Annotated in this window: 21 protein-coding genes and 2 pseudogenes; 10 read left to right on the top strand and 13 right to left on the bottom strand. The window is 61.1% G+C overall.

Annotated elements, in window-relative coordinates; genetic code table 11:
• Positions 1–147: 147 nt before the first annotated feature.
• Positions 148–1,062, top strand: coding sequence for a LysR substrate-binding domain-containing protein (locus PSH84_RS16425; protein WP_305470596.1), 915 nt, complete (start codon positions 148–150; stop codon positions 1,060–1,062).
• A 31-nt stretch (positions 1,063–1,093) separates the two neighbouring features.
• Here the strand turns inward: PSH84_RS16425 and PSH84_RS16430 are convergent, their stop codons facing one another.
• From PSH84_RS16430 to PSH84_RS16440, 3 genes are all read right to left on the bottom strand, one after another.
• The gene (locus PSH84_RS16430; protein WP_305470597.1) at positions 1,094–4,015 is read right to left on the bottom strand and encodes a DUF4132 domain-containing protein; all 2,922 of its coding nucleotides are present in this window, start codon (positions 4,013–4,015) and stop codon (positions 1,094–1,096) included.
• A gap of 30 nt (positions 4,016–4,045) precedes the next feature.
• A complete protein-coding gene (locus PSH84_RS16435) occupies positions 4,046–4,486 on the bottom strand; it encodes a hypothetical protein (protein WP_122568327.1) in 441 nt (146 codons plus the stop codon).
• Between the two features lie 171 nt (positions 4,487–4,657).
• Positions 4,658–4,900 carry a hypothetical protein gene (locus PSH84_RS16440; protein ID WP_122568328.1) on the bottom strand — a complete coding sequence of 81 codons (243 nt, stop codon included), beginning with the start codon at positions 4,898–4,900 and terminating at the stop codon, positions 4,658–4,660.
• Positions 4,901–5,554: 654 nt separating this feature from the next.
• Between PSH84_RS16440 and gcvA the strand changes: the two genes are divergently transcribed.
• The 3 genes from gcvA to PSH84_RS16455 all read left to right on the top strand — a co-directional run bounded on the left by gcvA (position 5,555) and on the right by PSH84_RS16455 (position 8,152).
• Positions 5,555–6,460 carry a transcriptional regulator GcvA gene (gene gcvA / locus PSH84_RS16445; protein WP_305481371.1) on the top strand — a complete coding sequence of 302 codons (906 nt, stop codon included), beginning with the start codon at positions 5,555–5,557 and terminating at the stop codon, positions 6,458–6,460.
• A 68-nt stretch (positions 6,461–6,528) separates the two neighbouring features.
• The gene (locus tag PSH84_RS16450) at positions 6,529–7,356 is read left to right on the top strand and encodes an EamA family transporter (protein WP_305470599.1); all 828 of its coding nucleotides are present in this window, start codon (positions 6,529–6,531) and stop codon (positions 7,354–7,356) included.
• 34 nt (positions 7,357–7,390) lie between these two features.
• A complete protein-coding gene (locus tag PSH84_RS16455; RefSeq protein WP_305481372.1) occupies positions 7,391–8,152 on the top strand; it encodes an SDR family oxidoreductase in 762 nt (253 codons plus the stop codon).
• 108 nt (positions 8,153–8,260) lie between these two features.
• On the opposite strand, the gene PSH84_RS16460 is transcribed toward PSH84_RS16455, so the two are convergent.
• The 3 genes from PSH84_RS16460 to PSH84_RS16470 all read right to left on the bottom strand — a co-directional run bounded on the left by PSH84_RS16460 (position 8,261) and on the right by PSH84_RS16470 (position 11,079).
• The gene (locus tag PSH84_RS16460) at positions 8,261–9,187 is read right to left on the bottom strand and encodes a sugar ABC transporter substrate-binding protein (protein WP_122568336.1); all 927 of its coding nucleotides are present in this window, start codon (positions 9,185–9,187) and stop codon (positions 8,261–8,263) included.
• An 81-nt stretch (positions 9,188–9,268) separates the two neighbouring features.
• On the bottom strand, positions 9,269–10,060 hold the full coding sequence (locus PSH84_RS16465; RefSeq protein ID WP_305481373.1) for a TIM barrel protein: 792 nt from the start codon (positions 10,058–10,060) through the stop codon (positions 9,269–9,271).
• Positions 10,057–11,079, bottom strand: coding sequence for a Gfo/Idh/MocA family oxidoreductase (locus PSH84_RS16470; RefSeq protein WP_305481374.1), 1,023 nt, complete (start codon positions 11,077–11,079; stop codon positions 10,057–10,059). The genes PSH84_RS16465 and PSH84_RS16470 overlap by 4 nt, the downstream gene beginning before the upstream one ends.
• A gap of 184 nt (positions 11,080–11,263) precedes the next feature.
• On the opposite strand from PSH84_RS16470, the gene PSH84_RS16475 reads away from it, so the two are divergent.
• On the top strand, positions 11,264–13,255 hold the full coding sequence (locus PSH84_RS16475) for a sigma-54 interaction domain-containing protein (protein WP_305481375.1): 1,992 nt from the start codon (positions 11,264–11,266) through the stop codon (positions 13,253–13,255).
• A gap of 26 nt (positions 13,256–13,281) precedes the next feature.
• Here the strand turns inward: PSH84_RS16475 and PSH84_RS16480 are convergent, their stop codons facing one another.
• From PSH84_RS16480 to PSH84_RS16505, 6 genes and pseudogenes are all read right to left on the bottom strand, one after another.
• Complete coding sequence (locus PSH84_RS16480; RefSeq protein WP_305481376.1) at positions 13,282–14,532, bottom strand: MFS transporter; 1,251 nt, start codon at positions 14,530–14,532, stop codon at positions 13,282–13,284.
• Positions 14,533–14,660: 128 nt separating this feature from the next.
• Entirely contained in the window at positions 14,661–15,599 is a 939-nt protein-coding gene (locus PSH84_RS16485) for an alpha/beta hydrolase (RefSeq protein WP_305470603.1), read from the bottom strand.
• A 63-nt stretch (positions 15,600–15,662) separates the two neighbouring features.
• A complete protein-coding gene (locus tag PSH84_RS16490; RefSeq protein ID WP_305470604.1) occupies positions 15,663–16,685 on the bottom strand; it encodes a transketolase family protein in 1,023 nt (340 codons plus the stop codon).
• The gene (locus tag PSH84_RS16495) at positions 16,682–17,530 is read right to left on the bottom strand and encodes a transketolase (RefSeq protein ID WP_305470605.1); all 849 of its coding nucleotides are present in this window, start codon (positions 17,528–17,530) and stop codon (positions 16,682–16,684) included. The genes PSH84_RS16490 and PSH84_RS16495 overlap by 4 nt, the downstream gene beginning before the upstream one ends.
• A gap of 17 nt (positions 17,531–17,547) precedes the next feature.
• Positions 17,548–18,846: an MFS transporter gene (locus PSH84_RS16500; RefSeq protein ID WP_305470606.1), complete on the bottom strand. Its 1,299-nt coding sequence runs from the start codon at positions 18,844–18,846 to the stop codon at positions 17,548–17,550.
• A gap of 101 nt (positions 18,847–18,947) precedes the next feature.
• Positions 18,948–19,698, bottom strand: a pseudogene (locus PSH84_RS16505) (SDR family NAD(P)-dependent oxidoreductase).
• 194 nt (positions 19,699–19,892) lie between these two features.
• Between PSH84_RS16505 and PSH84_RS16510 the strand changes: the two are divergent.
• Together PSH84_RS16510 and PSH84_RS16515 are read left to right on the top strand one after the other, a co-directional pair.
• Positions 19,893–20,810 carry a LysR substrate-binding domain-containing protein gene (locus tag PSH84_RS16510; protein ID WP_305470608.1) on the top strand — a complete coding sequence of 306 codons (918 nt, stop codon included), beginning with the start codon at positions 19,893–19,895 and terminating at the stop codon, positions 20,808–20,810.
• 172 nt (positions 20,811–20,982) lie between these two features.
• Positions 20,983–21,891 carry an MBL fold metallo-hydrolase gene (locus PSH84_RS16515; RefSeq protein ID WP_122568341.1) on the top strand — a complete coding sequence of 303 codons (909 nt, stop codon included), beginning with the start codon at positions 20,983–20,985 and terminating at the stop codon, positions 21,889–21,891.
• Here PSH84_RS16515 and PSH84_RS16520 read toward each other — a convergent pair.
• The gene (locus PSH84_RS16520; RefSeq protein ID WP_122568342.1) at positions 21,885–22,781 is read right to left on the bottom strand and encodes a LysR substrate-binding domain-containing protein; all 897 of its coding nucleotides are present in this window, start codon (positions 22,779–22,781) and stop codon (positions 21,885–21,887) included. The genes PSH84_RS16515 and PSH84_RS16520 overlap by 7 nt on opposite strands.
• A 307-nt stretch (positions 22,782–23,088) precedes the next feature.
• On the opposite strand from PSH84_RS16520, the pseudogene PSH84_RS16525 reads away from it, so the two are divergent.
• The 3 genes and pseudogenes from PSH84_RS16525 (at position 23,089) to PSH84_RS16535 (ending at position 25,137) form a co-directional block, all read left to right on the top strand.
• A pseudogene (locus PSH84_RS16525) lies at positions 23,089–24,109 on the top strand (substrate-binding domain-containing protein).
• Positions 24,110–24,274: 165 nt separating this feature from the next.
• A complete protein-coding gene (locus PSH84_RS16530; protein ID WP_122568343.1) occupies positions 24,275–24,700 on the top strand; it encodes a YciI family protein in 426 nt (141 codons plus the stop codon).
• A 23-nt stretch (positions 24,701–24,723) separates the two neighbouring features.
• On the top strand, positions 24,724–25,137 hold the full coding sequence (locus PSH84_RS16535; RefSeq protein ID WP_305481377.1) for a VOC family protein: 414 nt from the start codon (positions 24,724–24,726) through the stop codon (positions 25,135–25,137).
• The last annotated feature ends 213 nt before the right edge of the window (positions 25,138–25,350 follow it).

A 25,350-nucleotide genomic window follows, 5' to 3' on the forward strand; every position in this document is an offset into this window, starting at 1 on the left:
GCAGCGAATCGCAAATGCGTAAAGGAGGGTGAGAAGCTCAGGTCATGTTTTTTTGGTCTGGACACGAATGTAGGGAAAGGCTATCAATGCCACAAGAATAATATTTCGATACTTGCGTTGCCGAAAAGGCAATTCCTGGGGGCGCCGATGCAGCTGTATGGTGTGCAGTCCACGGCACTGCGTTATTTTCTGGAAGTCGCGCGATGCGGATCGATCAGCGAAGCCTCGATGCGCCTGAATGTCGCAGCCTCAGCGGTGAGCCGACAAATTGCCAAGCTCGAGTTGGCTCTGGACGCCAGCCTGTTCGAGCGTCGTGCCCGAGGCATGGTGCTCAGCGAGGCGGGGGCGCGACTGGCGGCCTATGCGCGCAAGTCGCAGCTTGAGGCCGAGCAGGTGGTGCTGGAGATTACCGAGCTGCATGGTTTGCAGCGGGGCCATGTGCACGTTGCCTGCTCGGAAGGGTTTGCACTGGAATACATGCCCAGGAGCATCAGCGCGTTCAGGCGTGAGTATCAGGGCATTCATTTCACGTTGGAGGTCTGCGCGCCGGCCGAAGCGACCGAGAAGGTGCGTTCCGGCGAAGCCGATCTGGCGATGACCTTCAGCCTGACGCCGCAAAGTGAAATCAAGGTCGAACACGTCATGAGCGGGGCGATTTTTGCCGTGGTCGCCAATTCCCATCCCTTGGCCGGGCGTGAAGCGGTCAGCCTCGCTGAGCTGCAGCCCTGGCCCATTGCGTTACCCAAGGCCGACACCACGATACGGCAGCTGTTCGACATCTGTTGCGGTGTCCAGGGGTTGTTGTTCGACCCGGTGTTGACCACCAATTACGTTGCGGCGCTCTATAGCTTCGTCCGCGAAGAAGGCGTTATCAGCCTGGCCAGCGAAATGACCTTGCAAAAGCAGGTGGCGGACAAGGTCCTGCAATGCGTACCGATCCTTGACGAAGGCATGCAGGCACGCCGCATCGAACTGCAAAGCATGGCCGGCCGCAATTTACCGGCAGCGGTGTGTGCCTTCAGGGATTTTCTGATTGCGGATCTGGCGAAAGCGAAGCGCTGAGTCCGGTGAATCTGTTCTCACTGTTTGAACATCAGCCGCTGCGCTGTATCTGCTCCAGTATCAGGCTGTCAGTGATGTTCATGTCGTCCAGCAACAGAAACATCTTGCTCAGCACCTCGGCCATTTTCCTGTCGGTGTCGGCGAACGGCAGGTAGAACGCCGTGACGTTGCTGCCTGCGGGCACGATGCACAGGTAGTTGCCGGGTTCGATATGGATGGCGGCGCTGCCCAGGTGAATGCGGTAGTTCGCACGCTGGCCGCTAATGTGCAGGAAATGCCCTTCGCATCTGACGTTTTGCAACCCTAGCCCTTGAATCAACTCGCCGACCAGTTCGGCGCGGCGTTGCACGGTTTCGTGGCTGGTGCTGTAGTCGTCTGCGGCGTGGGCCACGGAGACCAGCAGGTCGGCGTCGCGCATGACTTCCGAGAACAGCAGCGGCGGTACTTGTTCAAGGGGGAGGGCTTTCTGGTCGCGGTGGAACGCAATCGTGTCGAAGGTAAAGTGTTCCGTTTCCGAGAGGTAGTGACCGGTATCCAGAAAGTTGAACAGGGCGTAAATGCCGTGCTCTTTGCTCTCGTAATAGATGTCCTCGACGCTTGAAGTCGACCAGTTGCGGACCTGCAGCAACCGGGCGGCGACTTTGCCTTTCAGGCGGTGGCCGGCAAATCGGTTGGACCACAGGCCGGTGTCTCGCTCGGCAGGGGTGAGCAGGTACAACTCGCGAAAGGCTTGTTTGAACGGCTGCACCCGGCGATGGGTCACCACGCTTTTTTGCCAGGCCGACAGTTGTCCTGCCGTGAACAGATGAAAAGGGTGAGCGATACGCAGGTTCTTTTCAACGACGTGTTGGCGGCCTTCAAGGTCAGTCACCGTCAGCGTTGCGGCATCGAGCCAGCCCAGCGCAGCGTCGTCGGCCTGCATGATCAGTTGTTCGAGCAGCAGACGAACCGCGGGCATTTTCAACAGCGGCTTCAGGTCGTCCAGCGCCAGGGTTTCGCCGCTGCTCATCATCGCTTCCAGGGTGCGGCAGAAGCGGGCGATTTGCTCTTTGAGCTGGGTCTGCTGCGTCTTGAGGGCGACGAAGTCTGCGTGCTTGCGAATTGCAGGCGGTGCGGTTTTGAGCGTCTTGCCGGCTTTGCAGATGTGTAATGTGGGCGACAAACCGTCGATGATGAGCGTGACGTCATAGCCATCGATGGAAGCGGCCGTCACGGCGGATTCGGCGATCTCCGATTCCATGGCCCATTCCAGGCGAATCGCCGAGGGGTAGCCGGCGACACGCGCGAGGTTTTCCAGGCCTGCCTGCACCGCTGCGTGGGAGTTGGCCTGTCGCTGAGCGCCGTATTTACGCACCTCTTTGTGCAGTTTCTTGAGCGTCAGGTAGCGCTGGCGTACGTCGTCCGGCCCCGTGACGGGCAGCAAGCCATAGATGCGCATGGCCGGCTGTGCATGGCGGGTCAACTTCTTTTCCAGCGCCGCTCGACCGATGCCCTGGTAGGCGTCGAGCAGTACACGCGTCTCGGGAAACGCCCAGTGCGAGGGTTCGAGCGCCGCGAGGTACTCGCGCAGGTGGCCTGGGTCGGCCTCGGCCAGCGCCTTGTCCAGCAGGTAGCGGTCCACCACGCCCACGGTTTCATCCAATGTATTGGGCAGGTCGGTGCCCCAGCCGGACCGAGGTGCCAGGGCAATGTTCAGGTATTCACGCTGGAAGGCTTGCAGATCACTCCAACCGAGCGCGTCGAGCACCACTCGGCTGGCTTGTCCGGCGTAGGGCAGGGCGGTGAGCAGGGTATTTCTTGAAAAGCCGGACAACGCCGCGAGCAGCTCTGCCGATTGGTGCTTGGGCAATTGCTGAAGCGATAGGAAGGGTTGGAGCACCGCAGCCGTGTAGCCGAAGCTGTCGAGGTCATCCGGTGTCATGCCCAGTCGTTCGATGACCGACAAGGCCTGCAACAACCAACGGGTCTGATACACCTCGACCGAGCGGAAGGTGTCAGCCAGCCTCTCGGCGTTATCGGGCAATCCAGCCAGGGCATCCTCGACGTAACGAACGGTGAAGTTCGCCAGTTCAGGGGGCACTGCAGCGGGTTCTTCAGTGGGGATGTCATCACTCTGGGACGGCTCATCATCGATGTCTTTCGGGGCCTCGTTGTTTGAATCGTCCTCGTCGAAATCTTCATCGGCGTACCGAGTCAGGTCCACATCATCGCTGTCCAGCCCGGCGTCGTCCGAATAGAACATCATGGCGCGGCCCCAGGTATTGGCCGCCCGGACGAAGCGCGGGTAATCGAGGCGGCCCGCTTCCAGCAGGCCCAGAGCGATGCGCTCGATTTCCTTGTGCACGTAGATGTACGCGTCGGCGATTTTCCTTTGTTCTTCATCAGCCGGGGAAGGGGGCTGCACGCGGTTCCAGCTGCCGTCCAGCAACCATTCGGCGAAAGTCTGCCAGGGCGGGGTGGGCGGATAATCGCTCAGGCGACTGATGCAGGCCTGAACGTCGGGGAAGGCCCAGGCCTGGTCCGGACTTCTTCGGTAATAGGCAGGGCCATCTTCATCAGTGGGCAATGGATAGTCACTGTCTTCGAAGGCAAATTGCAGCATGTGCTGCAGCCGCGCCCCGATCTGCTCCAGCGCGTAGGCATCCGGGTGCGCCGTGATCCACGCGTCGCAGAGTCGATATTGCAGGCCATAACGCTGTTGATCGCGGCGGTCCTCCAGATCGTCCCAAACGGTCGGGAACACAAAACCATCAGCCAGTGCCTTGGGCCCATCCTCTGGATGCTGCCTGACCCAATCATCGGCGATGCGCAGGACGTCGATGCCGTCCCAAAAATCGGGCTCGAATTCGTCATAGTGGCTGAGCTCGGGGTAGTCATCCAACGCTCTGTCACAGAATGCGCGCAGCGCAGCGAGGCGTGTGGCTTGTTCGGGCACAGGACGGCGTGATTGCATGAGGGTATCCGAGGAAGAGAGTGACGAGGATCAACCGCCGAGCAGCGGCACCAGGCGGATAAACGCGAGGGTGGAAGGAGGACTCAATTCGATTGTCTCATCGAGTCTTTGCAGCATTACCCCGTTGTGCAGAACGCGGAAGGCACGGGTTTCAAAACCCTTCAAGGCTCGCTCGACTTCAGTGCCGACATCCAGGTCGGGAGGTGCGCTGGCCTGAGGCATGACCACCGCGCCTTCATGGGCTTGCTGAAGAACATCCCGCTCGCTCAAGTATTGGCGGTCGAGCATTTCACGCAGCGCCGCTTGTTCCAGCCAGTGCTGGACCGACAGCGCGGCGATCTGTTCGGCAACGGTCTGGCGAATGAGCTCGGCGACCGTCAAGGTCAACGTAGTCGGGGTCAGGGTGACAGGGGGCAGCAAAGGCTCTTGGCGTGCGCCTTTCAGGCAATAGCTATGAACCACGAACTCCATGACGCATTCCTTGCAAGCCAGGCCAGCCGGGCGGATGGCGCCTTAGCATATCCCGGTGTGCAATAAACTTCACCGCGCAGCGTCCTCTTTTCACATTTACGTTATTCGCCGGTCAGCCTCCCACCGCCGAGCTGCCGGTGAACTTTTGTTGTCGGCGAAAAAAACATAACGCTAAGGCTGGACTGTGCTCTTGGTGGAGACAATTTTGCCGTAACCTTCTACGGGCGGCGTCTCATCGACCACCCACATACGCTCGCTGCGACATTTGAACTTCACACCTTTGCGCGGCGCCATGACCCTGGCCGTTTCCATGCACATTGCCCTGGTAGCAAAGGTAGGCCCTGGTTTTCGTTCCTCGATACAGCCTTCGATGCCACTGCAGATCGTCATCACAACAAAATAAACCGTCATCATCTCGGTATGCTCCCTTGCGCGATGCGAGTGATTACATCCTGTAGTCCAGGTCGGCTGGCCTAAACGTTTAGCGGGAGGTTGCCTGCGGATGATGAGCTTGGATTTAAATCGCCAGCAATGGCACGTTGGTACCGTGTGTCGGGAAACCGTCACTGTATTAATATATTTTTATTTCATGGCTTTTTGTGCCAATAACTTGGCGTCATCCGAGTGCTGAGGGGAGGGTAAAACGGGGGGCCATGAGCCCCCGAGAACCCCTGTGGGAGCCGAGTTTGCTCGCGATAGCGTCGGCACATCCGACATCACTGCAAGCTGACCCACCGCCATCGCGAGCAAGCTCGCTCCCACGTTGGATCTTTAGTAGCCCCGAAATTAACGCCCGCCTCAGACCCCTGTGGGAGCGAGCTTGCTCGCGATGAGGCCAGTAAGCCCAACATCCATGGGGCTGACCCACCGCTATCGCGAGCAAGCTCGGCTCCCACGTTGGATCTTCAGTAGCCCCGAAATTAACGCCCGCCTCAGGCCCCTGTAGGAGCGCGGTCACCCAGAGCCAGGTCGGCTATCAGGCCGCGTCGCGGTCGCCGGCGAACAGCTTGCCTGCAACGGCAAAGGCAAAGACGCTAGCATGAGGGTTTACTCATAGAAGGGAACATCATGCGAAACCTTCCTCCTTCTTCAAGCCTGCGAGCCTTCGAAGCCGCCACGCGGCACGCCACGTTCACTGCGGCGGCAGAGGAGTTGCACGTCACACAGAGCGCGGTAAGCCACCAGCTCAAGCATTTGGAACAGCTCTGGGGATTGCAGCTGTTTCATCGTGGTAACTCGCTGCACCTGACCTCGGCAGGGGCAGCGCTTGCGCCCATCGTGCGTGAGTTCTTCATGAAGCTCGAGGCCACCTTGGCCGATTTACGCGAGCAAAACGGGCGGCAGCGGCTGAGTGTCAGCACGACCTATTCTTTCGCCTTGAAGTGGCTGCTGCCTCGGCTTCCTGATTTGGCGCAAGCGCATCCGCAAATCCTGCTCACCCTGGACAGCACCGATAGCCCCATTAACTTCTCGACGACAGACCCGGACGTGGCTATTCGCCTGGGCCACGGGCATTTCCCGTCGCTGTTTTCAGAGTTTCTGTTCCGCGAGCAGATTTTTCCGGTCGCCAGCCCGGCGTTGCTTGCGCGCTTTGGCACGCCGCAAACGGCCGCCGAATTGCTGCGCTATCCACTGCTTACCCGTGATGGCGCAGCGCGGGTGCCGAAATGGGAACAGTGGTTTGCCCAAGTGGGCGTTGAGGTTACGACCTTGAAGGAAAGCATTCGCTACGCAGACACCAATATGACCATTGAGGCGGCGTTGTTGGGGCAAGGTATCGCGCTGGCGCGCAGCGGGCATGTCGAAGCCGAGCTCAATGACGGCCGTCTTCAAAGGCTGTTCGAACTGCCGTTCGCATCGCCTCTGGCGTATTACTTCGTGTGCCCCACAGGGATCGAGACTCAGCCTCATATCGCCAGCTTCCGTCGTTGGCTGGTGACCCAGGCGGTCGATGCTCAGCAAACTTATGCATGAGGTTTTCATCATGCTGGGATGAAGAGACTTTGCTTTTATAGCGCTAGTGGGTCGGCCTAGGATGATGCATGTCCTTACCCATCATCTGCCTCGTCTTGTTCGCCGCGCTGCTGCACGCCAGTTGGAACGCCATGCTGCGCGGGGGCACCGACCGTTTGTGGTCTATGACCATCATGTGCATGGCGATCGCCCTGGCGAGCGTCATCGTGGCCGCGCTGCTGGCGCCGCCCGCCCGTGCAAGCTGGTTCTGCGTTGGGCTCTCCGCGATATTGCACGTGGGTTACAACCTGTTCCTGGTGCGCAGTTACAAGTCTGGAGACCTGGGCCAGACTTACCCCATCGCCCGCGGTGTATCTCCGATCCTGATTGTCCTGGCCGCTTCGCTGTTCGCCGGTGAGCGGATGGCGCCGAATGGACTGATGGGGATTGCGTTGGTGTCGACCGGAATCATCTCGCTGGCTTATACCGGGCGCCGGCGGACGTTGCCTGACTTGCCCTACGCACTGGGAACCGGTTGTTTCATTGCTGCCTACAGCGTGGTCGATGGCATCGGCGTTCGCCTCTCCGGGGCGCCAATGGCCTACACCGCCTGGATGTGCCTGTTGTGGGGCGTGATGATGCCCCTGGTTTATATCGGACTGCGCGATGCCAAAAGCCTCTTTGCTCTGCGGCCAGGTATCGCCGTGGCCTCTGCTGGCGGGCTGGTTTCATTGCTGGCCTACGGCGTCGTGATCTATGCCATGGCCCAGGCACCGATGGGGGCGGTGTCCGCCCTGCGAGAAACCAGCGTCATGTTCGCCGCTTTGATCGGGTACGCGTTTCTTGGCGAAGCATTGACCTTACGCAAGCTGTTGGCCTGCGCCGTCATTGCACTCGGTGCGCTGGTTATCCGCTGACCTCGCTTTTTCCATCCAGTCGTGAGGATTGATCATGAATGACCGTTCGCAAAAGCCCTTGATCCTGATTACCGGAGGCGGGCGCGGGATTGGCGCGGCGACCGCCCTGCTGGCCGCTGAACAGGGTTACGACGTCGTGCTGACCTACATCGCCGATGAGGCGTCGGCGTTGGCGGTGGCAGCGCAGGTCGAGGCCAAGGGGGCCCGTGCCCTGGCGGTACGCGCCGATAACGCCGATCCGGCACAGATCGTCGAACTGTTCGCCACCCTTGATCTGCGCTTCGGGCGAATCGATGTGCTGGTCAACAACGCTTCGATATTGGCACGCCAGTCGCGCTTGGAGGATCTTGGCTTCGAGCGCATGCAGCGAATCTTTGCGGTCAACGCCTTGGGGCCGATGCTCTGCGCTCAGCACGCTACCCGGCGCATGGCCTATCGTTATGGTGGGCGTGGTGGTGCAGTCATCAATATTTCTTCGGCGTCAGCTCGCCTCGGTAGCCCGAATGAATACGTGGACTACGCAGCGTCCAAGGGCGCGGTTGAAACGTTCACGACGGGTTTTGCCAAGGAAGTGGCCCGGGAGGGTATTAGAGTCAACTGCGTTCGACCCGGGCATATCTATACCGAGATGCATGCGAGTGGGGGAGAGCCGGGCCGAGTCGACCGGGTGAAGGATACGATCCCGATGGGGCGTGGTGGCCAGCCGGAGGAGGTCGCACGGGCCATTCTCTGGTTGGCGGGGCCGCAGGCGTCGTTCGTGACGGGCACCTTCCTGGATGTGACCGGAGGGAAGTAGGCCGGCTATCAAGTTCGTCTTTCAAATGAAGCGTCCGAGGGTTGTCGCCATAATTCGCGAGTCGCCGCTGATCCCTGGCCAGGATCGCGGCGAGTGTCGAGCCTCTTGCTACTTGTAATGTTGTTCAAACACCGCCAATTGCTCAGGCTTGATCAACTGAAAGGGCACCCAGACGTCCGTCTCCACCGGCTCTCCCTTGATCATCTTGAGCGCTGCCTGTACCGCGCTGGTCGCCTGGGCCTTGGGATCCTGGAACACCGAGGCGACCAGCATCCCGCGCTTGATCGCCGCCAGGCCGTCAGGCAAGCCGTCGATGCCGACAATCGCAATCTCGCCCTTGGCTTTGCCGGCCTGCTGCAAGGCCATGGCCGCACCGATGGCCATCTCGTCGTTGTTGGCGACGATGGCATCGAAACGGCTGCCCGCCAATAGCCAGTTGCTGGTCAGGTCCATCCCTTTGTTGCGCTGCCACTCGGCACTTTGCTGCTCGACAACCTTGATCCCGGGATAGTCCTTGAGCACCTGCTTGACGCCTTCGGTGCGGTCGTGGGTGGCGTTTTGCGCCAGGTCACCCATGATGATCGCGAGGTTGCCTTTGCCTCCGAGCTTTTCTGCCAGGTAGCGCATCTGCAGCTGTCCGGCCTCAATGTCATTGGACGCCACCGTGACGACGCCTTTGGGCAAGGTGCGCTCGTCCGGGTGGCGGTTGACGTAGACCAGCGGCGTCTTTGCTTCGACCGCGGCGCGGGTGATATTGGCCGTGGCGGAGGTGTCCACCGGCAGGACAATGACCGCATCCACTTTCTGGTTGATAAAGCCCTGGACCTGGTTGAGTTGGCGCACCACATCGCCCTGGGCGTCCTCGAACTGGATCTGCACGTTTTCCTTTTTCGCGGCCTCGTCCAGGCCGTTACGCACGTAGGTCATGAAGTTGTCGTCGACCCTGGCGATGCTGACGCCGATGCGATAGTCGGCGGCGGCCCATTGGCTGAAGAGCAATAGCAGGGTGGCGAAAAGCAGTGTGCAACGACGCATGATGGTTTTCCTTTTGTTGTTATGAGTGGTACGTCACCAAGAGCTGAAAATCTGCCGCACGCGTTGAGTTCGGCGCGGGCTTTATCCATCAAGCGTGAAGGCCTGCCGGAAACGCTCAAGCGCGACCTCGCTGTCACCGCTGGCCCAGCCTTCGAGGCCGACGACACCGCTGTATCCCATGCCGAACAAGGCCTTGGCAATGGCGGGATAGTGGATTTCACCGGTGCCGGGCTCCATGCGACCTGGGACGTCGGCGACCTGGATTTCGCCGATGGCGCTGCCGGCGCGCTGGATCAGTTCGATCAGGTTTCCTTCGCCGATCTGCGCGTGATAGAGGTCCAGGTTCATCTTCAGGTGCGGGCTGCCCACGGCCTCGATCAGCGCCAGGGTATCGTCAGCGCGGGCGAACGGCGTGCCCGGGTGGTCGACTTCGGTGTTGAGGTTTTCCAGCAGGAATACCCGACCCGCGTCTTCGCCCAGGCGGGCGATTTTTTCCAGCGTCTTGCAGGCGCTCAGCCACATGCGGCCGGTGGTCTGGGCCACGGGTTTGACCGGCAGGCCTTGATCACCCAGGCCGGTGCCATGCAGGTTCAGGCTTGGGCAACCCAATTGCGCGGCGACGGCCAAGGATTCCTGGGCGCTGTCGAGCAGTTGCCGGATATCGTCGGGGTCGGTCAGGTTGCCTGAGAGGTAACCGGTCATGGAGGTGAAATCCGCGCCGGTCGCCGCGAGGGCTTGGATGTCTTTGCTCGCCCAGTTCCATATCTCGGCGCTGAAGCCCAACGCATGGATGCGTTTGACCCGTTCGGTAAAGGGCAGGTCGAGGAAGACCATCTCGGCGCTGATCGCCAGTTTGAACGGTACGAAACTCATGAAAGTGCTCCCTGCACACGCACCGTCTTGCCCTGTTGGAAGGACTCGATGCAAGCGCGGGCAATGGCCAGTGCCGCCCGGGCGTCTTCACCGCTGGCCAAGGGTTTTTCGCCGCTGCGCACGCAATTGACGAAGTGGTTGAGCTCGGCCACGTAGGCATCACGCAGCAAGTCGGTGTCCATGCGCTGGGTGTCGGCCTGGACCCCATTGGCCAGGTACCGCAGCAAGTCGGAGTCGTTGACGTTGCCCATGGTCAGCATGCCGGCGCTGCCGAACACTTCGCCGCGGACATCGTAGCCATACACGGCCTGGAAGTTGGCTTCGGCCGTGGCGATGGCGCCATTGTCGAAACGGATCGTGACCACCGCGGTGTCGAGAAATCCTTTGTCCTTGTAGTCCGGTGCGATCAGGGCATCGGCCATCACAAAAACCTCAACCGCCTCGGCGCCCGGATTCAGGTAGCGCAGGGTATCGAAGTCATGGATCAGGGTTTCCAGGAAGATTACCCATTGCGGCGACGCGGCCGGGTTGTTCAACGCCGGGTCACGGGTCAGCGAGCGCAGCAGTTGTGGCGTACCGATCCGGCCGGAAACGACGTCCAGGTGGGCGGTGCGGAAACTTCTGGCAAAACGGCGATTGAAGCCGACTTGTAGCGTCACCCGTGCATCGGCAGCGGCGGCGATGGCGCGGTCCGCTTCGTCCAGGGTGATGGCCATCGGTTTTTCACAGAACACCCCTTTGCCGGCCCGGGCCGCACTGATCACCAGTTCGGCATGGCTGCGTGCCGGGGCGGCAATCAGCACGGCATCGATGTCCGGGTCATCCAGCAATTGCTGTGGATCGGTATAGACCTTCTGCACGTCCAGTTCGGCCGCCAGGCGCGCGGCCTGGCCGGGGGTAGGGTCGGCGATGGCGGCGAGGCACGCGCCGGGGATGTGCCGGGCGGCGGTCAGGCCGTGAAAACTGCCCATGCGGCCAGCGCCGATGAGGCCAAGGCGGAGGGTCTTGGATGTGCTCATGAACATGACTCCCTTTATTGTTTTTACGACTCGGTGGTAAGAATGTCCTCGTCTGTTTAGGCAGGGAGCAAACGCTGTGCCAATAGTTAAGTTATTGATATTTAGTGGTTTTTATTTGATTTGATGTTCGTTTTAATGACATGTCTATACTGACATGTCGAAAATATGAACATGTGGCCGAATAATGGACCAGCAACTTGCGGCGTTGAGCGCCGAAGACCGCGATTACCTCACCACCCTGGGCCCTGCGTCGTTGAACGAAGGACCCGGCGTTGCGCTGGATGAGGCTTGGCGAGCGTGCTTGCGTGGGGAGACCGATCGTCCTGCCGGGATCCGACGGGTGATTTGGGAATCCTGGTTGCGCAGCGTCAATGCCGGCCTCGATCCGGAAGACGGCGAGTACCGTTTTGTCGCACCTGACGACCTGACCGCGACACTGGCCGCCAACCGGCTGCTGATCGCCGCGGCGGCGCAAGTCATGCGCGGTTTGCTCGCTTATAACCCCAGGGGCCATATCAACCTGACCGATGCCGCAGGCACGACGTTGTACTTCTGCGGCTTGGACCTCACCCCCATAGGCAGTCGCCTGCTGGAGTCGGTACAGGGCACCAATTGCACTGGGCTGGCGATCGTCGAAGACCGTTTGGTGTATGTGCTGGCCGAGGAGAACTTCGGGCTTGGCCTGCGCCAGCGCCGCATGCATTGCGCCGCCGCGCCGATCCGCGATGCCCAGGGCCGGACGCTGGGGATGTTGACCTTGACGGCGGAGCCGGGCTGGTTTCATTTCCATACGCTGGGCACCGTCCAGGCCGCGGCCGAAGCTGTCTCCAGGCAGATGGCGCTGCAAGCCTTGCTCGAGGAACAACAAACCGTCCTTGAAGTGCTCAACGAGGGGTTGGTGGTATTGGATGAGCAGGGCTGCATCAAGGCACTCAACCACTACGCCCGACAGTTGTTCCGCGTGGGGCATGACCTGCTCGGCAGTCCGTTCAAGAGCCTGGGCAAGAGCGAGTTGACCGATGCAGTCCTGTTCGGGGGCGGGGAAGGGGTACGGGACCTGGATTGCACCTTTGAACTGTACGACCGCAGCCATCTGGCCTGCCTGGTGTCGGTCTGCCCACTGGAGCAAGGCGGGCGGATTGTTTCGTTGCGCGAGAACCGGCGCATCCGGGAAATCACCCGGCGGATCATGGGCACCCAGGCCAGCTACACCTTTGAAACCATCCTGGGCCGCTCACAGGCGATTGAGGATGCGCTGCACCTTGCACGGATTGCCAGTCGCAGTGATTCGACCACGCTGATCCTCGGCGAGAGCGGCACGGGCAAGGAACTGTTCGCCCAGGCCATCCACAATGCCAGCGACCGGTGTGGCGGGCCTTTCGTGGCGGTCAATTGTGGTGCCATTCCCCGTGACCTGGTGCAGAGCGAATTGTTTGGCCATGTGGAAGGCGCTTTCACCGGATCGGCTCGCGGCGGGTCGGCAGGCAAGTTCGAATTGGCCGATGGCGGGACGATCTTCCTCGACGAAATCGGTGACATGTCCTTCGATGCGCAGGTCAGCTTGCTGCGTGTCCTGCAGGAAGGCGAGGTGACACGGGTGGGGGCGAAAAAATCGCTGCGGGTCAACGTCCGTATCATCGCCGCCACCCACCGTAACCTGAGCCAGGCGGTGGCCGAGGGCGCCTTTCGTGAGGACCTTTACTACCGGCTCAACGTGCTGAACCTGACGGTGCCGCCGCTGCGGATGCGCCGCGAGGATGTGCCCCTGTTGGCGCGGCATTTTCTCGCGCGGTGTGCCCGGTCGCTGCGCAAGACGATGCAGGACCTTTCACCCGAGGCGCTGGAGATGCTTGTCGCCTATCACTGGCCGGGCAATGTTCGCGAGTTGGAAAACGTCATCGAGCGGGCGACCAACCTGGCGATGACCGAGCTGATCGAGCCGAGCGATCTTGCGCTGGACATCAGGCAGCGAGGGCGGCCAGCGCCGTGGGTCAGTGTGCCTGAACCGCGCACGGCTCCGGACCTGGGTACCCACGAAATGAATGCAATCATCGCCGCCCTCAAGGACACGCGCGGAAACATCCGCCTGGCGGCTCAACGGCTGAATGTGTCGCGTGGCGGGCTGTACAACAAAATGAGTCGGTTTGGGCTCAAAGTTGAGGCGTTTCGTTCTTAGCGGCTGGCGCATGGTCAGGGGCGAGGTCAGAAAACGGTTTTCCTGAAGCGGCGAGCGGATATGCCCCGATAGAACGACAAAATGGCGAGCACCTGCACGATGACCGCTGCTGTCACGACGGCGACGATGGCGTGATTGGGATCGGTGAAGGCGGCGCGCACCAAGCCGAAAAGGGCCGGTGCGAAGGCGTAGGTGGCCTGGCTGATCGCGACCATCAGGGCGATGACCTTGGCGGTGTGTTCACGGCTGAACTCGGTTTGTGCAATCAATGGCGGCAAGGAGGTGGCATTGCCAATGCCCGAGCCGATCACCCCCACGGCTATCCAGGCCACAGCCGGGTGAAGGTCCAGGCCCAGAAGCATCAGTGTCCCCAGCATCTGAATGGCATAGCCAAGGCAGGCCAGCTGTCGACGGTTCATACCTTGGACCATCAGGCGTGCGGCGACGTAACGCCCGCCCATCGCACTGGCGGTGGCCAGGCCCAGGGCGAATGAGGCGTCATGCGATCCCATGCGTCCCACCAGGATCGAGTACAGGTGCGCGATCAAGCCGATCTGGGCGAACAGTCCCAGGGACATGCCGGCTGCCAGGCTGCGAAAACTCGCCGACCTGAGCGTCTGCATTGTGGTCCATGGCATGGCGCTGGCGTTGACCGGCGCGGGTTCCGGCTGTTCCGCGTTGTCGGGATGTTGTCCCAGGCTTTGTGGGTTTTTATTGAAGACCAGGAAGGCGAAGACACTTATGAGCAGCACGGCGATGACACTGATCACCAGCGCCGCCGTGGCGAAGCCGAAACGCTCGATCAGCAACACCCACAGCGGCGAAAAAATCACGCCACCCAGGCTGGCACCGTTGTAGGCCTTGCCCAGGGCCTTGGGCCTTTCCTTGACGTACCACGGCGCGATCAGAGTATTAACGGCCGCCGCACCCAACGTCACCCAGCCGATACCCGAGCAGACCGCGCCGGCATACAACACCCAAAGCTGGTTGGCTTGAGCCCAGATGTTCACGCCGATGCCCAGGACGATGCTGCCCAGCAGGGTGATGGCGGGTATCCCGAAGCGTGTGTAAAGGCGTGGCAGGTTGGCGATGACAATCGTGCCGCTGAGAAAGTGCAGGGTCACGGCAGTCGAGACCTGGGCGATCGGCCAACCCGTGCGTTCCATGACCGCTTGCATATAGATCGGTGGCCCATAGAAGCCGATCCCCCAACCAATCATCGCAAGGATGAACGTGCAGGCCAGTACGGTTTTTCCAAAAAAGCGGGTGCGTGTCATCGCCATCTCCTCCAGGGTGGCTAGCAGACTATGCGCTCGACAGATTCCTCACTTCGGGGTGCGTCGAACAATGGATGTCGAGCGTGCTCCTTTGGTTTGCTTGGCTTTCACCGGATTCTCGAACTCGCCTACCGCCTCAAGAACGCCTTGAGCGCTCGGGTGATATCGAGCGCGGATTGATCGGTGATACGCCCGGGAAGTTGGTCGAACATGTGCGGGGCCCCCGGGTAGACATGGAGTTCCAGGGCAACGCCCGCCCGGGACAAACGCGTTGCGTAGTCGATGTCCTCTTCCAGGAAGAGGTCCTGGGAGCCAACTGAAATGAAACTGGGTGGCAGGCCACTGAGGTCCGGCTGCCGTGAGGGTGAGAACAAGCCGATGCGTTCATCGTCCAGGGTGTAGTCACCGCGAAGGCAGTGCCAGCAGAACTGATTGGGCGCCGGCAACCAGCTGAACGTGCCGGTGTCGCGGCTCGGGTAGGGCGATTGCCCCGAGCCTGTGCGGTGATCGAGCATGGGATAGATAAGCACCTGGCCAGCCAGTGGGTACTCGGCCCTGTCGCGCGCCAAAATGGCCAATGCGGCGGCAAGCCCGCCGCCGGCGCTATGCCCCATGACCACCACGCGTTGGGGATCCAGGCCGAGTGCTCGATGGTTGCCAGATAGCCAGGCGAGGGTGGTGTAACAGTCCTCGAGGGGCGCTGGAAAAGGATGTTCGGGCGCCAGTCGATAATCCACTGCAACGATGATCGCCCCCAGCTCATCGGCCAGGTCGGCCAGGTAGTCATCTGCCATCTCCGGTTGTCCGAGGACGAAGCCGCCGCCGTGGATGTACAGGAGCGCCGGAAGGATCGCGGCTCTGGCGATGCCTTTGGGCCGGTATAAGCACAGGCGCAGGCGTTCATCGATGCCTGTGATCCAGCACGCTTCGCCCCGCGCGCTGTGCACGGGTTTGAAGGACGAATGGACCCGGGCGCGGATGATTGGCAGCGTGCGCAGCGACCATTGTTCCGCACCCGAGGCCACAAGCCCCTGGAAGGCCGGATCGAGCTGTTCATCTGGCTTCAAGGTGACGCTCCTGTTTGCATCGCGCCACCGGGCACCTTTGGCCAGGTACCCGGTGTTTTGCCGTTACAGCCAGGCCTTGATTTGCGCGCAAACCGCTTGGGTGGAGATGCCGTAGCGATCATGCAGGGTCGGCAGGGCGCCGGCATCAAGGAACGCGTCCGGCAAGGCGATCTGCCGGAACGTGGGCGTCACGCCGTTGCGCAGCAAAACCGTCGCCACCGCTTCGCCCAACCCGCCGATGATCGAGCTGTTTTCCGCGGTCACCACCAGGCGGCCGGGTTTGCGGGCCTCGGCGAGAATAGTGAGTTCATCCAGCGGCTTGATCGTCGGCACGTGCAGCACCGCGACATCGACGCCGTCGGTTTGCAGTTGCTTGGCCGCCTCCAATGCACGCATCGTCATCAAGCCGGTGGAGATGATCAGCACGTCATTGCCAGTGCGCAGGGTCTTGGCTTTACCGATCTCGAAGGTGTAGCCGTATTCGTCCAGCACCAGGGGCACGTTGCCGCGTAGCAAGCGCATATAAACCGGGCCCTGATGCGCGGCAATGGCCGGCACTGCCTGTTCGATCTCCAGCGCGTCGCACGGGTCGATGACCATCAGGTTAGGCATCGCGCGGAAGATCGCCAGGTCATCGGTGGCCTGGTGGCTGGGGCCATAGCCGGTGGTGAGGCCTGGCAAACCGCAGACGATCTTGACGTTGAGGTTCTCCTCGGCAATGGCCATGCAAATGAAGTCATAGGCGCGACGGGAGGCGAACACCGCGTAGGTCGTGGCGAAGGGTACGAAGCCTTCGCGGGCCATGCCGGCCGCGGCGCTCATCAGCAATTGCTCGGCCATGCCCATCTGGTAGAAACGGTCCGGATGTGCCTTGGCGAAGATGTGCAGGTCGGTGTATTTGGACAAGTCGGCCGACAACCCGACGATGTCCGGGCGCTGCTCGGCCAGGGCCGCCAGTGCGTGGCCGAAGGGCGCTGGTTTTGTCGCTTGGCCTTCGGCGGCAATCGAGGCGATCATCGCCGAGGTGGTCAGGCGCTTTTTGCCCGGCTCGGCCGTTGCAGTCGGGGTGTTGGCGGCGTTACTCATTGGTTTTTTCCTTCTTCAAGGTTGTTCAACGCCAGGTCCCACTCGTGCTCTTCGACACGAATAAAGTGAGTCTTTTCGCGGTTTTCCAGGAACGGCACGCCTTTGCCCATGCGGGTATCGCAGATGATCACCCGGGGCTGGCCGGCGGGGTGGTTGCGCGCAGCGTCGAAAGCGCTGACCAGGGCATCCAGGTCGTTGCCATCGACGCGTTGGGTGAACCAGCCGAAGGCTTGCCAGCGATCGACAATGGGCTCGAACGAGAGGATTTCGCTGGAGTAGCCATCGGCCTGCTGGTTGTTGACGTCGACAATGGCGATCAGGTTGTCGAGCTGCCAATGGGATGCTGACATGACGGCTTCCCAAGTCGAGCCTTCATTCAGTTCACCGTCCGACAGCAGGTTGTAGACGAAGGCGGGCGAGCCTTTGCGTTTGAGGCCCAGGCAAGCCCCGACCGCGATGCCGAGGCCCTGGCCGAGGGAGCCGCCGGTGATCTCCATGCCGGGGGTGTAGGCGGCCATGCCCGACATGGGCAGGCGGCTGTCGTCCGCGCCGTAGGTTTCCAATTCATCGAGGGGGATGATTTGTGCTTCGATCAGCGCCGCATACAGCGCAATCGCGTAGTGGCCGATGGAGAGATAGAAACGATCGCGTTCCTCCCATTCAGGCTCTGCTGGCCGATAGTTCAAGGCGTGAAAGTATGAAACGGCCAACAGATCGGCGGCGCCGAGGGCCTGGCCGACATAGCCTTGGCCCTGGACCTGGCCCATGCGCAGCGCGTGGCGGCGGATGTTGTGGGCACGTTCGGTCAGCGGCTTGTTTGGAACGTAGGGAGCAGGGGGTGTCATGGTAGAACTCCGGTTACTCAACGATTGACCAGGGCGGCGGGAATGCGCAGCACCAGCGAGGCACCGCCCAGCAGAACGCCGGTGATCAGGTACATGCCGATGGCGCTGGAGCCGGTCTGGGTGGTGATCCAGCCAATCAGGTAGGGCGAGCAGAAGCCTGCGAGGTTGGCGAAGCTGTTGACGGCCGCGATGCCTGCGGCGGCTGATACACCGCCGAGCAAGGTGGTCGGCAGCATCCAGAACATCGAGGAGGCAGACAGGATGCCGGACGCCGCCAGGCACAGGCTCAGGATCGAGAGCACGATATTGCCGCCGAGCAGCGCGGCGAGGGTCAAACCCAGCGCCCCGGCAATCATCGGCACAATAAGATGCCAGCGCCGTTCGCGGTGTTTGTCGCCGCTGCGGCCGACCAGCAACATGGCGGCAATCGCGCAGATATAAGGCAGGCTGGTCAGAAAGCCGATATGCAGCGGATCGGACACCCCCGCGTTGCGCACCAGCGTGGGCAGCCAGAAGGTGATTGCGTACTGACCCATCACCACGCAGAAGTAGATCCCTGCCAGCAGCCACAGGCGGCGGTCGCGAATGAACTCGCCCACTGAAGCATGGGTGACTTTGCGCTGGTCGTCCTCGGCCAGTTCACGGCTGATCAGGGCTTTTTCGTCGTCATCGAGCCAACTGGCCTGGTGTACACCGTCCTTGAGATAGCTCAGCACCAACAGCCCGACAACGACCGTGGGAATAGCTTCCAGCACAAACATCCACTGCCATCCGGCCCAACCGTGCATACCGGCGAAGTGGTTCATGATCCAACCGGACAGCGGGCCGCCGACCATGCCCGACAGCGGAATGGCGATGAACCACAACACCGTCATGCGGGCGCGTCGGTACGACGGAAACCAGTACGTCAGGTAGAGCAACAAACCGGGCGCCAGGCCGGCTTCGGCAATACCCAGGAGAAAACGCAGGGCATAGAACTGCCAGGCGGTTTCGACGAAGGCGAACAGGGCGGAAATGATGCCCCAGGTGATCATGATCCGCGCGATCCACACGCGGGCGCCGACCTTGTGCAGGATGATGTTGCTGGGCACTTCGCAGAGGAAGTAGCCGATGAAGAACATGCCAGCGCCCAGTCCGTAGACGGTTTCGCTGAGTGCCAGGTCGTTCATCATCTGCAGCTTGGCAAAGCCGACGTTGACCCGATCCAGGTACGCGCACAAATAGCACAGCATCAGGAATGGCATCAGCCGCCAGGCTGTTTTCCGGTAGGCATTGGAGCGCACGGTCGAAACCGCTTCGAGCGACAAAGTCGTCATGATGGTCTGATCTCTTGTTTTTATTGACCGCCAGGCCCAGAAGGCCCGGCATGCGTCGTCGATCCAGAACCGCACGGGCCGCGCCGGCCCGCCCAGGTACATCAGTGAATCAGCATGCCGCCGTTCACATCCAAGGTGGTGCCAGTCAGATACGAGGATAAGTCGCTGGCCAGGAAGAGGGCGGCGTTGGCGACGTCCTGGGCCTCACCCAGGCGGCCCCAGTGGAATGCCGTCGATGATTGCGTGCCGACGCTCATCCTGCATGAGGCCACCGGTGATGTCGGTGTGGATCAAGCCCGGGGCGATGGAATTGACCCGTACCTTGTCCGGCCCCAGTTCGCGAGCCATCGCCTTGGCCAGGCCCAGTACGCCGGCCTTGGCGGCGCTGTAATGCGGGCCGCCAAAGATGCCGCCGCCGCGTTGGGCGGACACTGACGACATACAGACGATGCTGCCGGCGGACTGATGGCGCATGGTCGGGATCACCGCTTGTGACATGAGCAAGGTTCCGCGCAGGCTGACGTCCAGCACCTTGTCGTAATCCGCTGGGCGGATGTCCAGGGTCTTGAGGGGTTGGGTTATGCCGGCATTGTTGACCAGAATGTCGATGCGGCCGAAATGCTCGAGGATCGTGGCAACGGCGCGTTGGACCTGCTGTTCATCCGCGACATTCGCCGCAAGGCCCAGATGGCCTTCGCCCAAGGAGGCAGCGGCATCACGTGCGGCGGACTCATCCAGGTCGAGAATCACGACGTGAGCACCGTGCTGCGCGAACGTTGTAGCGGTGGCGCGGCCAATGCCACGGGCGGATGCGGCGCCGGTAATGATCGCGACTTTGCCTTGAAGAAGCATGGAGGATTACCTCGAATTGTTTTTATGGGTCGATTCGGAAAAAATCGATGACTCAGCTTCTTCTTTGCCTGCGGGCTGAGCAATGGCCTAAAAATCATTCAGCGCTGAAAAAAATTCAGTACTGGGTCGTTCACGGCTGGCAGCTTTTACAAAAAAGCCCAACAATCATGGGACCTATTGCGGAGCGACCTGTCATGCGTACCGATGTCGATGCCCCTTTGATTCTCCCACCGCTGAAAGCAATTCAGGCTTTCGAGCAAACGGCCCGCTTCAACAACGTCGCCCGAGCGGCGGAAGTGCTGGACCTGACGCCTTCTGCGGTCAGTCACCAACTGGCGAAACTTGAAGGGATGATCGGTCGACAACTGTTCGTGCGTGCCGCACGGGGTGTAACGCTCACGCCGGTGGGGGAGCAATACCTCAAGGAAGTCTCCGGGTTGCTCCACAGCCTGGCCGTCGCCACCGAGCGTGCGGCCAGTGACATGAGCCTGGACTGCTTGCGCCTGCACTCGGCGCCGAGCTTCGGATTGTTGTGGCTGATGCCCAGGCTGGAAGCGTTTCGCGCTTGCCATCCGGACATCCAGATCAATCTGTCGTGTTCCTACGAGTCGCTGCATTTCAGTCGGGACAAGATTGACGTGGATATCCGCCACGGCACGGCGAACTGGCCAAGTTACGAGGTCCGCACCGTCCAGAACGAAACCTTCGCGGTGCTCGCTTCGCCGAAATTGCTCGCGCAATGTCCTATCCTCCGTGCATCCGATCTGTTGGATCGCGACCTGGTGCTGTCCGAAGCCACCCTGCTCAAATGGCCGCAATGGTTCGCACAGCATGGCCTGGCGCGCCCGCAAAAGCCTTACGCATTGAGCTTCGACCGCTCGTACATGTCGCTGGAAGCCGCCAGTCACGGGCTGGGGTTTGCCTTGGAAAGTACCTTGCTCGCGAAGAAGTACCTGGCGTCCGGCAGCCTGATCGAAGTGGCACCCGAAACACTCAGCGCACCCGTGGCTGCCCACCATCTGGTGTTTCCCAAAGCCCATTCCAGCTTCCCGCGCGTGCGGCGTTTCCTGGAGTGGATGGAGGGTGAGCTGGGGCAGGGGTTTGCCTATTGAGCGGCGCTGCCCAGCGCTCTGGACCTCGCATGCCTATGGCGCGGATGCTTTAGTTGCCTTGAAGTGTCCCGCTTTAAAAATCGTCCATTGATGAGCACGTCCGCAGACGGTGAGATAGGCACGACAGCCTTGCCCTGTCGCCCATCCACTCGAATAAAAAGGCCTGCACCCCATGCGCTCGCTCTTCAAAATTCTCGCCCTTGCTGGCTTCACGCTGCTCAGCATGCCCTTCGCCACCCAGGCGCAGGATGTCCCCGAGGCGGCCAGCCCGGCATTCGTGGTACACAAGCTGACGGACTTTCTCTACGCCATCGGCGAACCCCACTACTACCAGAAAAACTTCTCCTATCTGCTGGTAGGGGCGAACCAGGCACTGATGTTCGATTCGGGGGCGAACCAGAAGGAAGACATCACTCAAGTGGCGCGCAGGATCACCGACAAGCCGCTCTCGATGTTGCCTTCCCACCTGCATTTCGACCACCTCGGCGGGTTGCATAACTTCCAGAGCATTTACCTGGTGGATACGCCGTTCACGCGTCGCTTCAAAGGCAAGGATGGCCTCTATCACGTTCCGGAACCGGTCTACCTGGGTAATATCGATCACATGGTCGTGCCCCCTTTCAAGGTGGCGCGGCTGATACAGCCCGACGAGACGATCGACCTGGGCGGTCTGAAGGTGCGCCTGATGAGCGTGCCGGGGCATACGCCGGACGAAGTGGCGCTGTACGATGAGACACACAACATCCTGCTGGCCGGGGACCACCTCTATCCGTCCTGGTTGCTGGCCGGGAACCTGAAGGATTACGTCGCCTCTCTCGACGCCACGATGAAGGTGATCGATCAACAGACCGCCATCTATGGTGCCCATGCTGACGAGGACCCGACCCAGGTACCGGCCATGACCTATGCCGATGTGCGGGCGATCCGCGACAAGATGGTCCAGATCCAGGCCGGGCGCGCCAAGGGCGAAGCCTTCAGCGATCCGGAACTGATCAAGAGCTCCGAGCTTTATAAGGTGGAGAAAGACATCAGCATCCTCACCAACATCCGTTTCAACGACGGCCGGGGCTACGGCTACTGATCGGGCTGCCCGCTGGTGGTCAGTAACCAGTCGATGAACGCACGGATTTCCGGGCGTTCGCGGGTCGTTTCGGAGCAGGCCACGTAGTAGTTGTGCACCGCCGGCACAGAGATCGACAGCGGCCGTACCAGGCGTCCTTGATCGAGGTCCCGGGCGGAAACGAGTTCATCGCTCAGCGCCACGCCAAAACCGTCCCGTGCGGCCTGCAGGACCATGCCGAAGTCTTCGAAGTGGATATCCTCGATGCCGCCACGGCTGAAGCCGGCCTCGACCAGCCATTGCTTCCACTGGCTGCCATCGTCTTCGTGGAGCAGTCGGTGCCGTGCCAGGTCTGCGACTTCGTGAATGGCTTGGGGCCCGCGCAAGTACTGCGGGCTGCACACCGGTGTCATCTGAATGCCGTGCAGCAGGCGCCACCATAAGCCTGGCCAGGGCGGCGTGCCATAGACCACCGCGACATCGGCGCGGCGCCAGTCCACTTGCGGCATGCCCGCCGCGGTGATCACGCTCACCCGCACCGAGCGGGAGGCTTCCATGAAACGCAGCAGCGGGGTGGTGAGCCAGTCCACGCCTTCGGCCGGGGGAATGGACAGGGTGATTTCGACCTGTACCGGCTCATCCGTGCTTTCACTGCGCAAGGCGTCCACCGCAGCGCTGATCTCGCCCATGGCGTTGGCAACGCGCTTCTGTAGCTGGCGGCCATTGGTGGTCAACACCAACTGCCGGCCGCGCTTTTCGAACAACTCCACGCCGAGGCTGGCCTGCAGGGCTTTGACTTGCTGGCTCACCGCGCCGACGGTGACGTGCAGCTCCATCGCGGCCGCCGCCAGGCTGCCCAAGCGGGCCACGCTTTCGAATACCTTGAAACTGTGCAACGGAGGAAGTGTCATCTCATCTCTCGCGAGGATCGGGGCTGGAAGGATGTTACAACTTACTATTCCCCTTTCGGGTTGATGACAGCAGAACCGACTATCCTTGCGGACACTGAACGTCAACGTTGCATCCATAAAAAAAAGAGACGCCATGACATATTATGATCGCGCCATCGGCTCCAGACCCGTCATCACCTGCGGTGATCGAACCTGCATGACCAGGCCCCGGTTGCTCAAGATAATTTCAATGACGGTTTTCTGTCTCTTCACGGCAACGCCCGGATACGGCCAGGATCTGGTGGCCGCGACGGACCCCACGGTGACGGTGGCTCAAGCGCAGGAAATGGTTGCCAAGGCCACCCTCGGCGCCGTTCCCTGGAGCGGCCCTGAATCCGGCCCGCGCGCCCAGCGTGGCAAGAGCATCGCCATAGTCGCAGAAGATATGCGCAACGGCGGTATTGTCGGTGTCGCCCAGGGTGCTCGCGAGGCTGCCAAGGCGATGGGCTGGACGCTGAGGGTATTCGATGGCGCTGGATCCCCGGCCGGGCGTGCAAAGGCCTTTGCCGACGCCCTGGCGGCGAACCCCGATGGGCTCATTCTGTGCGGCGCCCGATGCCTTGGAAAACAAGGCGGCGCTGGCTGTCTTCGCCGACAAGGGCGTGCCGGTGGTGGGCTGGCACGCCGGGGAGCGCCCCGGGCCGATTGACGGCACGCCGATGGCCATGAACGTCACGACCGATCCGCTCGAAGTGGCTCGCATCACGGCCATGGCGGCAGTGGCGCAGTCGAACGGAAAGGCCGGCGTGGTCATCCTGACCGACTCCCGCTACAGCATCGCCATGGCGAAAGCCAAGGCCATGGAAAGCGTGATTCGGGCTTGTCGGGAATGCTCGTTGCTGGAGGTGCGCGATGTCGCGATCTCCGAAAGTCGCGAGAAGATGCCGGCCATCACCACGGAACTGCTTCAGCGCCATGGCAAGCGTTGGACCCACACGCTGGCCATCAACGATATCTATTTCGACTACGCGGTGGCCACCTTGGCCAGCGCCGCGATACCCCGCGACGGCATCAGCTTGTTGTCGGCCGGTGACGGTAGCGCTTCGGCGTTCTTGCGCATCCAGGAAAAAAACTACCAGACCGTCACCGTGGCCGAACCGCTCAATGTGCATGGCTGGCAAGTGATCGATGAATTGAACCGACTGATGGCAGGAAAGCCGGTGAGCGGCTTCGTGGCACCTGTTCACTTGGTCAATGCCGACAATATCACCATGGACGGCGGGACGAAGCTGCTGTACGACCCCAGCAATGGCTATCGAGACATCTATCGATTCCAGTGGAATCCCTGAGATTTGGACGTGACTTCACGGCAAGGGAGCTTGGATCTCCCGGGCCGCCAACGGTCTATCGAAAAATAATGGCGCCGACCTGTCGATTTCGGCCGTTGCCATTCGATTAGTCCGTAGAGTCGTCACAAGGACGGCTTGATCCATCCATTCTCAGGAGATACGAGCATGCGATTTATGGTGATCGTCAAGGCCAGCCCGGAGTCGGAAGCCGGAGAAATGCCCAGCGAGGAACTGCTGGCCGCCATGGGCGCCTACAACGAAGAATTGGTCAAGGCCGGGGTGATGCTCGCCGGTGAAGGCCTGCATCCCAGTGCCGAGGGCGTGCGTGTACAGTTTTCCGGCAAGCACCGGACTGTCGTCGATGGGCCCTTTGCTGAAACCAAGGAGCTGATCGCCGGCTTCTGGATCTTCAAAGTCCAGTCATTGCAGGAGGCCATCGACTGGGTCAAGCGCTGCCCGAACCCGATGGTCAGCGACAGCGAAATCGAAATCCGCCAGATTTTCGAACTCGAAGAGTTCGGCGACTCCTTTACCCCTGAATTGCGCGAGCAGGAAGAACGCTTGCGGGCGCAGATGGCCGGTCAATCGTGAAACCGACGACAGGAGAACCCACCATGAGAATCATCCCTTACCTGACCTTCAACGGCCGCTGCAAGGAAGCCTTTGCGTTTTACAAGGAGGTGCTTGGCGGCGATCTGTTTTCCATGTCCTTTGCCGAGGCGCCTGAAGACGTCGGTATGCCCAAGGATCCGGACCTGATCATGCACGCCTGCCTGACCGTGGGCAGTTTCAGCCTGATGGCGTCCGACTGCCCGCCGGGTCAGCCGTATAGCAAACCCCAAGGCGTGTCGATTTCCCTCAATGTCGGCAGCGTGGAGGAGGCCGAGCGGCTGTTCGAGCGCTTGAGTGAGAAAGGTCACGTGCAGATGGGTTTGGAGGAGACCTTCTGGGCGGAACGCTTTGGCATGTTCGAAGACCGTTTCGGGATTGCCTGGATGGTCAATTGCGAGGGGGCGAAACAAGCCTGACGGTGCCTCGGTCGCGATGCGGTGTCTGGCCCTTGGCAGCGCTCGCGACACTCTTCATTTCCTGCCCCCTGGATTGGCGATTCTGCCGAGCACGCTCGCCAGGGCTTGCCTCCGTCGTGTGAACCTTGCGCCGATACTGCGTTCACTTATTAAGTTGCCGCTTTATGTGACCCATATGACCCCTGTGGGAGCGAGCTTGCTCGCGATGGCGGT

This window comes from Pseudomonas beijingensis, assembly GCF_030687295.1.
Taxonomy (GTDB): domain Bacteria; phylum Pseudomonadota; class Gammaproteobacteria; order Pseudomonadales; family Pseudomonadaceae; genus Aquipseudomonas; species Aquipseudomonas beijingensis.